11 protein-coding genes are annotated in these 12659 nt (G+C 70.3%); 7 read left to right on the top strand and 4 right to left on the bottom strand.

Going from position 1 to position 12659, the window contains the following annotated elements; all coding sequences use genetic code 11:
* Positions 1-663 carry a hypothetical protein gene (locus E9998_RS04395; RefSeq protein WP_136528498.1) on the bottom strand — a complete coding sequence of 221 codons (663 nt, stop codon included), beginning with the start codon at positions 661-663 and terminating at the stop codon, positions 1-3.
* 146 nt (positions 664-809) lie between these two features.
* Complete coding sequence (locus tag E9998_RS04400; protein WP_204745255.1) at positions 810-1862, bottom strand: polyprenyl synthetase family protein; 1053 nt, start codon at positions 1860-1862, stop codon at positions 810-812.
* Between the two features lie 95 nt (positions 1863-1957).
* On the opposite strand from E9998_RS04400, the gene metF reads away from it, so the two are divergent.
* The 6 genes from metF to E9998_RS04430 all read left to right on the top strand — a co-directional run bounded on the left by metF (position 1958) and on the right by E9998_RS04430 (position 8480).
* Positions 1958-2863, top strand: a complete 906-nt coding sequence (gene metF, locus E9998_RS04405; RefSeq protein WP_136528499.1) for a methylenetetrahydrofolate reductase [NAD(P)H] — start codon at positions 1958-1960, stop codon at positions 2861-2863.
* A 115-nt stretch (positions 2864-2978) separates the two neighbouring features.
* Entirely contained in the window at positions 2979-3587 is a 609-nt protein-coding gene (locus tag E9998_RS04410; protein WP_136528500.1) for a hypothetical protein, read from the top strand.
* Positions 3588-3630: 43 nt separating this feature from the next.
* Entirely contained in the window at positions 3631-4011 is a 381-nt protein-coding gene (locus E9998_RS04415) for a tetratricopeptide repeat protein (RefSeq protein ID WP_136528501.1), read from the top strand.
* A 300-nt stretch (positions 4012-4311) separates the two neighbouring features.
* Complete coding sequence (locus E9998_RS04420; protein WP_158299690.1) at positions 4312-4845, top strand: SAV_6107 family HEPN domain-containing protein; 534 nt, start codon at positions 4312-4314, stop codon at positions 4843-4845.
* A 310-nt stretch (positions 4846-5155) separates the two neighbouring features.
* Positions 5156-6943, top strand: coding sequence for an aspartate--tRNA ligase (aspS, locus tag E9998_RS04425; RefSeq protein WP_136528502.1), 1788 nt, complete (start codon positions 5156-5158; stop codon positions 6941-6943).
* A 175-nt stretch (positions 6944-7118) separates the two neighbouring features.
* Entirely contained in the window at positions 7119-8480 is a 1362-nt protein-coding gene (locus E9998_RS04430) for a serine/threonine-protein kinase (RefSeq protein ID WP_136528503.1), read from the top strand.
* Positions 8481-8536: 56 nt separating this feature from the next.
* On the opposite strand, the gene E9998_RS04435 is transcribed toward E9998_RS04430, so the two are convergent.
* Positions 8537-9619, bottom strand: coding sequence for a PQQ-dependent sugar dehydrogenase (locus E9998_RS04435; protein WP_136528504.1), 1083 nt, complete (start codon positions 9617-9619; stop codon positions 8537-8539).
* Positions 9620-9797: 178 nt separating this feature from the next.
* Between E9998_RS04435 and E9998_RS04440 the strand changes: the two genes are divergently transcribed.
* Positions 9798-10667 (top strand): hypothetical protein, encoded by an 870-nt coding sequence (locus E9998_RS04440; protein WP_136528505.1) that lies wholly within the window; start codon positions 9798-9800, stop codon positions 10665-10667.
* 70 nt (positions 10668-10737) lie between these two features.
* Here the strand turns inward: E9998_RS04440 and E9998_RS04445 are convergent, their stop codons facing one another.
* Entirely contained in the window at positions 10738-12489 is a 1752-nt protein-coding gene (locus E9998_RS04445; protein ID WP_136528506.1) for a carbon starvation CstA family protein, read from the bottom strand.
* Positions 12490-12659: the final 170 nt, after the last annotated feature.

Below are 12659 nucleotides of genomic sequence, written 5' to 3' on the forward strand. Positions count from 1 at the left end.
TCAGCCCCCGATCGGGGCCTTCCGCGGCTCGGGCGCGGCCGAGTTCCGCGCCGCCTGCTCCTGCTCGGGGGAGACGGTCACCGTCTCGCTCGGCGCCGGAGCGTCCGTCGTCGGAGGCTCCGAGGTCGGCTCCTGCGTCGGCCCGCCGGTGGGGCCGTCCGTGGTCGGCTCCTCCGTGGGCTCCTCGGTCGGCACCTGCGTCGGCGCCGACGAGCCGCCCTCCTCGCCGCCGGGCGTCGCCGTGTCCTCGCCGCCCACCTGCACCAGCCCCGGGTCGGCGGCGGGCGCGGTGCGCGAGTTCCTGGTGCGGCCCTGCGGCTCCGACTCGGTGGCCGAATCCGACGCGGTCGGCGCCGCGGGCTCGCCCGACGGCGACTGCGACGGCGCCTCGGACGTCTCGGCGTCCTGTCCGGCCGTGTCCGCGCCGAGCCCGAACCAGCCCTCGATGATGTCGGCGCCCTCGCCGCCCTCGCCGAGACCGATCATCTCCGGCACCGGTTCGCGCACCAGCGCGCCCGTCGCGATGACCCCGCCCGCGACCGTGGCCACCGCGATCACCCCGATCCGCCGGAACCGCCGCGACCGTTGCAGGTCGTAGCCGATCGAGCGGAACGCGCCCCTCGTCTCACGCCCGATGACGCCGAAGATTCCCACCTGACTCACACCGTCCAATCCTGATGCTCCACCAGGTTCAACGAGCGAGGGCACGGGTGGTGACCGTCAGGTCACCCGTGCGTGGCGCATCGATCGGGGCGCAACGCTCCGAACAGCAGTATCGTCCCCGGCACCGGCGTCCGAGCGTCGGCGCCTCAGAAGTCGCGCTTGACGGCCTTCACCAGCAGGCCCGCGAAGACCTCCAGCGCCGCCGGGTCCACATCCGGGCGCGAGGCCTCCAGTGCCGCCTCCGCCTCGGCCGCGAGCGTCTCGATGCGCCGCTCCGTGTCCGCCAGCGCGCCCGTGTCCAACAGGACCGCCCGCAGCCGCTCGACGCCGGCCGCGTCCAGCCCGGGGTCGCCCAGGTTCGCGTCCAGGGCCGCACGCTGCGCCCCGTCGGCGCCCGCCCAGGCGCGCGCGATGAGGAACGTGTGCTTGCCCTCGCGCAGGTCGTCACCGGCCGGCTTGCCCGTCTGCGCCGGGTCACCGAACACCCCCAGCACGTCGTCGCGCAGCTGGAACGCCTCGCCCAGCGGCAGGCCGATCGCCGAGTAGTGCGACCGCACCCGCTCGCCGGCGCCCGCCAGCGACGCGCCCACCAGCAGCGGCCGCTCGATCGTGTACTTCGCCGACTTGTAGCGCGCCACCTTCGCGGCCGTCGCCTCCGAGACGTCCCGGCGCACCTCCGAGAGCACGTCCAGGTACTGCCCGGCGCTCACCTCGGTGCGCATGAGGTCGAAGTCGCGACGCGCCGCCGCCACCGCCTCCACCGGCATCCCCGCCGAGCACAGCAGCTCGTCCGACCATGCCAGGCACAGGTCGCCCAGCAGGATCGCCGCCGCCGCACCGAACCCGTCCGCGCGCCCCGACCAGCCCTGCGCCGTGTGCAGCGAGGCGAAGCGCCGGTGGATCGAGGGCGCGCCGCGCCGCGTGTCCGAGCCGTCGATGAGGTCGTCGTGCATGAGCGCCGAGGCCTGGAGCAGCTCCAGCGACGAGACGCACGCGACCAGCTCCGCGGAGTCCGCCAGGCCCGCGCCCCGCGCGCCCCAGTACGCGAACGCCGGACGCAGCCGCTTGCCACCGCCCAGCACGAAGTCGCGGACCGCGTCGGCGTAGTCGCCCAGGCGGTCGTCGATGCCGCAGACGACCGCGGCCTGCCGGTCGAGGAAGGCGGTCAGGGCGGCGTCGATGCGCTCGTTGAGCTCCACGGTTCGAACCCTAGGCGATCGCGGGCGATCCCAAGTATTGGGTGGTGTCCAGTGCAGGTCAGGACACGTGTGTCAGAACCGTTACCGTTGTCTGCATGACTCTCGGAGTGCCCAGCGTGATGCCTACGAAGGCCGCCAAGGTCGGCGACCTCCTCCGCGAGGGCACGCCCAAGTTCTCCTTCGAGCTGTTCCCGCCGCGCGACGAGAAGGCCGAAGGCGTCCTGTGGCGCACCATCCGCAACCTCGAACAGCTCGGCCCCGACTTCGTCTCCGTCACCTACGGCGCGGGCGGGCGCACCCGCGAGAAGACCGTCGAGACCACCGACCTCATCAACTCCGAGACGACCCTGCTCACCATGGCCCACTGCACCGCCGTGGACCACTCGGTCGCCGAGCTGCGCAACCTCATCGGCCACTTCGCGAACGTCGGCGTGCGCAACATCCTCGCCGTGCGCGGCGACCCGCCCGGGGACCCGCAGGCCGACTGGGTCAAGCACCCCCAGGGCATCCTCCACGCCAGCGAACTCGTCGAACTCATCAAGGAGTCCGGCGACTTCAGCGTCGGCGTCGCGGCCTTCCCCGAAGGCCACCCGCGCGACCTCGACTGGGACACCGGCGTCCGCCACTTCGTAGAGAAGTGCCGCTCGGGCGCCGACTTCGCCATCACGCAGATCTTCTTCGACGTCGAGGACTACCTGCGCCTGCGCGACGCCGTCGCCGCCACCGGCTGCGACATCCCGATCCTGCCGGGCATCATGCCCGTCACCAACATCAAGCAGATCGAGCGGTTCGCCGTGCTCACCGGCATGGTCTTCCCCGAAGCGCTGGCCGAACGCCTGCGCGCCGCCGGGGACGACCGCGACGCGATCCGCGACATCGGCGTCGAGGTTGCCACCGACATGGGCACGCGCCTCCTCGCCGAAGGAGCCCCCGGGCTGCACTTCACCACGCTGAACCACTCGCGTTCGACCCGGCGGGTCTGGCAGAACCTGCGCCCCTGAGCGCGCTGTCGGCTACCCGATCGAGGGATTGCGGTCACGTCCCGGACACGTAGAGTCCTCTTCTATGTCCGATGCTGCCAATGCTCGTTTGATGCCATCTGCTACAACAAGACCCATGAGCTCCCGTGTGCCCGCCGACTCCCTCGTCGGCCGGGTCATCCTCTCCACCCGCTTCCAGCCCGGCACCGTCGTCGGCGTCGGACTCGCCGCCGGACTCCTGACGCCCGTCTGCGTCCTCGTCGGCGGGCCCGTCATCCTCGTCGCGCTGCCGCTCATCGCGATCACGGCGCTGGCCGACTCCTCCTACGCGCTCCTGGCGACCCGCTCCACGAGCCTGTCTCGGCGCGTCCTGGTCCTGGAGCCGCTGGCAGCCCGCCTCTCGGAGTCGGCCTGGCTCCTCGCCCTGTGGCTGCTTGGCGCGCCCGGCTGGGCGGTGGCCGTGACCGGCGCGTTGTGCTGGATGTACGTCCTCACCCGCTCGCGCGCCCGCCAGGTCGGCCTGCGCGACCTGGGCATGACGACGCTGGGGGAGCGCTCGGTGCGTGAAGTCGTGGTCGCCCTCGGCTTCGGCGCGGCCGGGGTCATCGCGGTGGCCGGCGGCGGCCAGTACCACGAGTGGATCGGCGGCGCCGTGACCATCACCGTCACCGGCTGGATGCTCTTGGCGGCGCTGGGCCTGCTCCAGCTCGTGATCGTCGTTTCCACGGCGCTTCGCAACGACTGAACCGGCCGGGAATGATCCCCGGCAGGTCCGTGTTGAACGGGCAATGCGCCACGACGACATCACCGACGACCAGCTCGCCGCCTTCATCGACGCCGCCTCCCGGGAACGCCAGGTGCCCGAGGAGACCCAGCGGCTGCGCGACGCCGAGGAGATGCTCGCGCTCAAGGACCCGCACGCGGCCCTGAAGTTCCTGGAGCCGCTCCTGCGCGACCACCCGGACCACCCGGACGTCGTGCTGCTGGCGGCCCGCGCCTACTTCAAGTCGGCGCAGCTGAACAAGGCCCTGGCCCTGTCGGAGCGGATGGTCGAGACCAATCCGGCCGACTTCTACGCCCGCCGCCTCCTCGGCCGCACGCTCCAGCGGCTCGGCCGCGCCGACGAGGCCCGAGGACACCTGCGACTGATCGACGAGATCGCCGAGTAGCGGACGCACTCGGGAGGCGGCGCGCCCACCCGAGTGGACCGCCGACCGCGATTGAAGCCGCCCCGCACCGATGGTGCGGGGCGGCTTTTTTCGAACAGCGGATGTATTTCCGATGGCGGTACGACGCCGGGAAACGAATAGTGCTCGATTCTTTCCGTTGCGGGACAACGACTCTCCTGTCGGATGCACGACAGTGGGTAGTCAATCGCTGCTTTTCGGCGATGTTGGGGGTTGGAAATGTCGGACCCCTGTGGTTCGATATTTCTCGAACGCAAGTTCGAACAGGTTTAGGAGGCCCTGATGGCAGCTTCTCGACTGAACCCGTCACGACCGGGCGCCACCCGATCGACCTCGCCCGTGACGACCCGCGGCGCGAGCTCGCCCCGACTCGTGCAGGCGGGCACCGTATCAAACTCCCGTCTGCGCATCCCCGCCGACCAGCTCCCCAACCGCTCTCCGCTGCAACTGCTCGCCACCGCCCGCGCCGACCTCGACGACGCCGCCGAGCGCACCAGGCCGGGCGAACGCTACGCCGAGGCCCACATGGCGGCCCTGCGCGTGGCCGTGGCGGTGCTCGCCGTCAGAGCCGGAGACGCCACCGGCAGGCGCCGTCCCGGCCGCCCGTCGAGCACCTGGGAGCTGCTCCGCGGCGTCGCCCCCGAACTGGAGGAATGGGCCTCGCACTTCGCCCGCACCGCCAGAAAACGGGTCCTCGCCCAAGCGGGCATCCCCGACATCGTCACGCCCGAGGAGGCCGACGCGATCGTCACCGACGCCCGCCGATTCCTCGACGTGGTGATCAGACTGCTCGGCTTCAGCGCGCTTGCGCGCTGAACAAAGGGCAGAGCAGCGCGCTCGCGCGCTGAAGTGGAGGCGCAGTAGCGCGCTTGCCCGCCGAACAAAAGGGCAGAGCAGTGCGCCCACGCACCGCACATGAAGCGGAGCAGCGCACTCGCGCGATGAGGCCGAGTCGCACCCGCTCCTCCCGCCGCCCGCATTCCGGGTGATGCCGGACGTGCCCGCAGGCACGCCTGCGTTCCAAGATCGATAACGGTTATACGATTGCTGCTGGCCGAGGCGTTCGCGAGAATGGTCCGAAGCCCGCATCGACCGCAAGCCGTATCCTTCGAGGAGTTTTGAGCCCGTGTATCGGACACACCTCGCCGGCACGTTGAGTGCCGCTGACGTCGACCAGCAAGTCACCCTCGCCGGATGGGTGGCGCGTCGCCGCGATCACGGCGGGGTGGAGTTCGTCGACCTGCGCGACGCCTCTGGCGTCGTCCAGGTCGTCTTCCGCGACTCGGAGGCCGCCAAGGTCGCCCACGAGCTGCGCAACGAGTTCTGCGTCACGGTCACCGGCACCGTCCTGCGCCGCCCCGAGGGCAACGAGAACCCCGAACTGCCGACCGGCGAGATCGAGATCAACGCGACCTCCCTCGACGTGCTCTCCGAGTCCGCGCCGCTGCCGTTCCAGATCGACGACCACGTGGACGTCTCCGAGGACATCCGGCTGCGCCACCGCTACCTCGACCTGCGCCGCACCGGCCCCAACCACGCGATCCGGCTGCGCTCCAAGGCCAACCACATCGCGCGCAACCTCCTCGTCGAGGACGGCTACCTCGAGATCGAGACGCCGACCCTGACCCGCTCGACCCCCGAGGGCGCCCGCGACTTCCTCGTGCCCGTGCGCCTCCAGCCCGGCACCTGGTACGCACTCCCGCAGTCCCCGCAGCTGTTCAAGCAGCTGCTCATGGTCGGCGGCTTCGAGAAGTACTTCCAGATCGCCCGGTGCTACCGCGACGAGGACTTCCGCGCCGACCGCCAGCCCGAGTTCACCCAGCTCGACATCGAGGCGTCCTTCATCGACCAGGACGACGTCATCGACCTGGGCGAGCGCATCGTCGCCGCCCTCTGGTCCGAGCTCGCCGGCCACGAGGTCCAGCTGCCGATCCCGCGCCTGAAGTGGCACGACGCCATGAACCGCTACGGCTCCGACAAGCCCGACCTGCGCTTCGGCCAGGAACTGGTCGAACTCACCGACTACCTGCGCGGCACCGAGTTCCGCGTCTTCGCCGGCGCGATCGACGCGGGCGGCTACGTCGGCGCGGTCGTCATGCCCGGCGGCGCCGCCCAGACCCGCAAGGAGCTCGACGGCTGGCAGGACTGGGCCAAGGCGCGCGGCGCCAAGGGCCTCGCCTACATCACCTTCAACGCCGAGACCGGCGAGCCGAAGGGCCCCGTCGCCAAGAACCTCTCCGAGGAACACCTGGCCGGGCTCGCCGACGCCGTCGGCGCCAAGGCCGGCGACGCGGTCTTCTTCGCCGCCTCGACCGACCGCCGCGAGGCCCAGGAGCTGCTCGGCGCCGCCCGCCTCGAAGTCGGCAAGCGCACCGGCCTCATCGACCCCGACGCCTGGGCGTTCTGCTGGGTGATCGACGCCCCGATGTTCGAGCCGACCGACGACGGCGGCTGGACCGCGATCCACCACCCGTTCACCTCGCCGAACCCCGAGTGGATCGACAAGTTCGAGACCGACCCGGGCAACGCGCTCACCTACGCCTACGACATCGTCCTCAACGGCAACGAGCTGGGCGGCGGCTCGATCCGTATCCACGACGCCAAGGTCCAGAGCCGCGTCTTCGACGTGCTCGGCCTGACCCACGAGGACGCCCGGGAGAAGTTCGGCTTCCTCCTCGACGGCCTCAAGTACGGCGCCCCGCCGCACGGCGGCATCGCCCTCGGCTGGGACCGCGTCTGCATGCTGCTGGCCAAGTCCGACTCGATCCGCGACGTCATCGCGTTCCCGAAGGCCGGCGGCGGCGTCGACCCGCTGACCTCGGCCCCGACGCCGATCACGCCCGAGCAGCGCGCCGAGGCGGGCATCGACTTCACACCCGAACCGGAAGCGGGTACCGACGACGTTGATCAATAGCCCTACGATGACGTAGTGGGCGGCCCGAGCCTGCGGCTCGGGCCGTCTGCCGTTCCATCTGCCCGGTTGCCCCTCAACGCAATCCGGACTGGCAGGAGTCCGTGGGCGATGGGCGCGGCCTTTGAGCGGCTGATATACCTTGCATTCGGCAGGAATCAAGAGGAGCGGGTTCGACGTGCAGAGCGGGACCTCGGTGGCGGGTCGCTATCGATTGGACGAACGGCTGGCCGCTGGCGGCATGGGGGAGGTCTGGAAGGGCACCGACACCAGACTCGGCCGCACGGTCGCGATCAAGATCCTCCACGCGGGACTGTCCAACAGCGACAAGTTCCGCACCCGCTTCCAGCTCGAGGCCCGCGCCGTCGCGGCCCTCCAGTCCCCGGGCATCGTCGCGCTCTACGACTACGGCGAGGAGACCACCGACGACGACGGCCTCGTCTCCTACCTCATCATGGAGCTCGTGCGCGGCCGCTCGCTCGCCGAGATCCTCCGCGACCGCGGGACGCTGCCGCCCGCCGAGGTCATGCAGATCGTCTCGACGGCCGCCGACGCGCTGGAGACCGCGCACCGCCACGACATCATCCACCGCGACATCAAGCCCGCCAACCTCCTCGTGGACGAGGAGACCGGCGCGACCAAGATCGTCGACTTCGGCATCTCCGCCGCCCGCGGCGCCTCCGGGCTCACCGAGACCGGCACGGTCATGGGCACCCTCGCCTACGCCTCGCCCGAGCAGCTCAACGGCGCCGAGCTGACCGGCGCCAGCGACCTCTACTCACTCGGCATCGTCGCGTACGAGGCTTTGATGGGTCGGCCCCCGTTCGTCTCCGAGACCCCCGTGGCCGTCATGAACGGTCACATGACGCAGGCACCGCCGCCGCTCTCCCGCGACATCCCGCCCGGCGTCGCCCAAGTCGTCCTCCAAGCGCTCCAGAAGGACCCGGCCGCCCGCTACTCCTCGGCCGCCGACATGGCCCGCTCCGCGCGCGAGGGCCGCGTGGTCACCGGCAGCATCCCGGTCGCGGGCTCGACCCCGCCGGACGGCCAGCGCACCCAGTACTTCGGCTCCGACGCCACGGCCCTCATCGGCGCCGGCGTCGCGGGCAGCACCGCCGAGCAGCCCACCGGCCAGATGCTCCAAGAGGAGGAGCGGAACGGCGCCATGCCGTGGATCATCGTCGCCGCCGTGACCGCCGCAGTGGTCATCATCGGCCTGCTGATCTGGTGGAACTTCCTGAGGGACACCAACGACCCGGGCAAGATCGAGGACAACACGACCACCACGGGCGCGGCCACGACCTCCGAGGAGGCCCCCACCTCCGACGAGGAGGTCACCACCGACGACGACGATGACGACGACTGGCACTCGCCCACCGAGGACGAGACCTCCGAGACACCGAGCGAGACCCCTTCGGAGACGCCGTCAGAAACGCCGTCCGACGACCCGACCTCTGATGAGCCGACTTCTGACGAACCCACTTCCGACGAGCCGACCTCTGACGAGCCCACCTCGGAGGCCGCCACCGACGGGGTCTGACGAACCGACGACGAGGCCCCCGAGCATCCGCTCAGGGGCCTCGCCTCGTACTCGCTCTACTCAGTACCGCCGATGGGCCGGTACCGGATCACCTTGTCCGTCCCGTCGCCGTTCGAGGTCGTCACCCAGAGCCAGCCGTCAGGCCCGAGCTCAACGGTCCGGACGCGGCCGATCGTGCCGTCGAGTACCGCGATCGGATCGCCGGTGACCTCGCCGCCCGCCACGGGCACCGTCCACAGGCGCTGGCCGCGCAGGGCCGCGATGTAGATGGTGTCGCCCACGACCTCGGCCCCCGAAGGGGAGGCCTCGGCGGTCGACCAGGTGAGGAGCGGGTCGGTGAACTCGGGGTCGCCGCCGGTGCCCTCGACCTCGGGCCAGCCGTAGTTCGCGCCGGGCTCGGCGAGGTTCAGTTCGTCCCAGGTGTTCTGGCCGAGCTCGGAGAAGTACATCTCGCCCTCGGGCCCCCAGGTCATGCCCTGCACGTTCCGGTTGCCCCAGGTGTAGACCGGGGAGTCCTCGAACGGGTTGTCCTCGGGGATCGAGCCGTCCGGTTCGAGCCGGAGGATCTTGCCGCCGAGGCTGTCGAGGTCCTGGGAGTTGGCGCTGTCGTTCGCGTCGCCGGTCGAGACGTAGAGCTTGTCGTCGGGGCCGAACGCGAGGCGCCCGCCGTTGTGGTTGAGCGCCGAGGGGATGCCGGTGAGCACCGTCTCGGGTTCGAACCGGTCGAGCGTGAAGCGCACGACCCGGTTGTCCTCCTCCGTCGAGAGGTACGCGTAGATCCAGCCGTCGGTCGAGAAGGTCGGGGACACGGCGAGGCCGAGCAGGCCGCGTTCGTCGAGCGGGCCGGTGCCGCCGACGACGTCGAGGTTGCCGAGCACGACCGGCTCGGCGCCGTAGCCGACGCGCAGGACGTCGCCCGAGTTGCGTTCGGCGACGATGCCGGAGGTCCCGTCCGGCAGGAACGTGAGCCCCCAGGGGATCGTGAGGCCGGTGGCGACGGTGTCGCCGGTCCTGAAGTCGAATTCGGGGGCGGCGGCCGGGTCGGCCGTGTCGTCCTCCTGCGCGGACGCGGTGGCGGTGCCCGCCGCCAGGACTAGTCCGGCGATCGCCGCGCCTATGGCAGGCAGTCTGCGTCGCATGGCTGCTCCTTGTCTCTCATGGTGCCGGGTAATGAAAGCGGAGGAATCATGATATAGATGGATATGAATAAATTGCAACCCTTGCCACCCGCGACCGCGGCCCGGGCCCTCGCCGGACCCGGTCCCTTCCTTTAGACTCGAAGCGAAATCCGGCACCCAGTACCCAGGAGCGATCCACATGTCTTCCCGCACCGCGCGACTCCTCATCGGCGCGCTGGCAGTCCCCGCGCTCGGTCTCGGCCTGACCGCGTGCACCTCCGACGAACCGGCCGAGAAGACCGGCGAGGACGAGGCCGCAGCGCAGCTCAGCCCGCAGGACATGGTCCGGGCCTCCTTCGACGGCCTGCACGGCGACTCCTACCAGATGGACTCGCTGATGACCGTCAACGGCCTCGACTTCATGGTCATGACCAGCGCCGTGGAGGGCGATTCCACGAAGGCCAGTGTGGACATGTTCATGAGCGCCATCCTGGAGGCATCCGGCGAAGACCTCAGCGGCGACCCCGAGACCGCCGAGATGATGGAGGCGCTCTTCGCCGACATGCACACCGAGACGATCGTCGCCGAGGGCACGGCCTACGTCCAGATCACCGGCGGCATGTACGACACGATCGCCGACACCTACGGCGAGGACGTCTGGTTCACGATGGACCTCGCGGGCGACAGCGACCTGGCCGGCGTCTACCAGCAGTTCGGCGGCATGGACCTCGCGGCCCAGACCGAGCTCATGCTCTCCGAGCTCTCCGACGTCGAGGAGACCGGCGACGGCGTCTACACCGGCAAGCTCACCGGCGACTCGGCCGCGCTCCAGACCTTCGCGAACTCCGCCTCCGGCGGCGACGCCGCGGCGCTCGGCGACATCGAGGTGACCGTGGCCCTCGACGGCGACGGCCTGCTCAAGACGCTCTCGATGTCGCTCCCCGAGACCGACGGCATGACCATGGAACTGACCAGCGAGGTCGTCGAGATCGGCGGCTCGTACGACATCGCCGCACCGGACTCGACCAACCTGCACCCCTTCGAGGACATGGCCGCGGCCCCCCAGTAACCCCGGACGACCACGGCGAGGGCCGCCGCACCGAAGGGTGCGGCGGCCCTCGCGCCGCGTCAGGCCGCGGTCAATCGGCGGCTCCTCCGGCCGCAGGCACCTCCTCGGCGTCCTCGGAGGGCGCGGTGCGCGGCGCTCCGCCGCGGTCGCTCCAGGCGGCGGCGAGGGCTCGGGCGGCCTCGACGATCATCCACAGCGCCAGCAGGAAGATCACCGCGTCGAGCGGCGCCAAGACCCATTCGCCCTGGTCGACGAAGTTGAGAAGGTTCTCGATCAGCGCCCAGGTCGTCATGCCCACCAGGAACACCAGCGGCACGAGGATCGCGATCGGGTTCGCCCTCCGCTTGGTCACCCAGACGGCGATCACCGCGAAGGCGAGACCGGCGAGGAGCTGGTTCGTCGTGCCGAACAGCTGCCACAGCACGCCGAACGCGTAGCCCGCGTCCTCGCCGCCCGGCAGCAGCGCCAGACACAGGGGGATGACGACGGCGACGGCGGTGACGAGCGTCAAGTGCCCGGACACCCGCCGCCACCCGGCGATCTCCGCGATCTCCTGGACCACGTAGCGCTGCAAGCGGACTCCGGTGTCCATCGTGGTTGCGGCGAACGAGATCACCACGACCGCGCCGAAGACGGCCGCGACCTCGAGCGGGATGCCGAGGTTGTTCGCGAACACGGCGATGCCGTTGACGAAGTTCCCGACGGCGCCGCCCGAGGCGGTGGCGAAGTCCGGGTACAGGGCGTCCCAGTCGGCCCGCGTCGCCGCGACACCGGCGCTGACGGCCAGGATCGAGCACAGCGCCAGCGTGCCCTCGCCGAGCGCGCCGCCGTAGCCGACGTACTTCGCGTCCGTCTCCTTGTCGAGCTGCTTCGAGGTCGTCCCCGAGGACACCAGGCAGTGGAAGCCCGAGATCGCGCCGCACGCGATGGTGATGAACAGGAACGGCCACATGCTCGGACTGTCCTCGGGAACGGTGTTCAGCGCCGGGGCGACCATCGTGTTCCAGCCGACCCCGACCCCCAGCAGCACCAGCGCCAGCGCCACGAACAGCTGGTGGGAGTTGATGTAGTCGCGCGGCTGGAGCAGCATCCACACCGGGATGCGCGCAGCGATGAAGCAGTAGACGAACAGGATCACGATCCACAGGTTGCGCGGATTGTCGATCCCGAGCCCGTCGGCGAGCGGGGTGATGTCGACCGGGACGGCGTTGCCGACCCAGATGAGGACGTACAGGGCCGCCACGCCGAGGAGGCTCGGCACCAGGGCCGCGCCGCGCCGCTTGTAGACGTAGTAGCCGATGGCGATCGCGATGGGGATCTCGGCGAAGATCGGGATCACGGCGCCGGGGAAGGCCACCAGCAGGTTCCCGATGACGACCGCGAACACGGCGTTCACGAGCGTCAGCAGGAAGAAGATGATGATGAGGAACAGCGTCCCGGCGCGCGGTCCGATCACGTCCTTGGTGATCGTGCCGATGCCTCTGGCCTTGTGCCGCACGGAGAGCACCAGGGCTCCCATGTCGTGGACCCCGGCGGCGACGATGGTGCCGAGGACGATCCAGATCAGGGCCGGCAGCCAGCCCCAGTAGACGGCGATGGCGGGGCCGACGATGGGCGCGGCACCTGCCACCGAGGTGAAGTGATGGCCGAAGAGGACGTGCTTGTTGGTGGGGACGAAGTCCACGCCGTCGTTGAAGCGGTGCGCGGGGGTGACGTAGCCGGGGTCGAGCCGGTAGACGCGGCTCGCCATGTAGCGGGCGTAGAAGAGGAATCCGCAGGCGAACAGTGCGAGCACCGTGACCGCCAGGACCATTGCGGGCATCATTGCCTCCCAATGTGATTGTGATGTGGGCAACACTGCGGGGATTTCACCGTAAAGCTCGGGAAACGCGCGTGTCAATCCCGTTCGCCTTGAAAACGCGCATCCGTACCGTTCGCCCCCGGCGGCACGGAACGGCGGGCGGTCCTCGTGCGTGGCATACCCTGGTCCTG

The organism is Glycomyces paridis, from assembly GCF_004912155.1.
Taxonomy (GTDB): domain Bacteria; phylum Actinomycetota; class Actinomycetes; order Mycobacteriales; family Micromonosporaceae; genus Glycomyces; species Glycomyces paridis.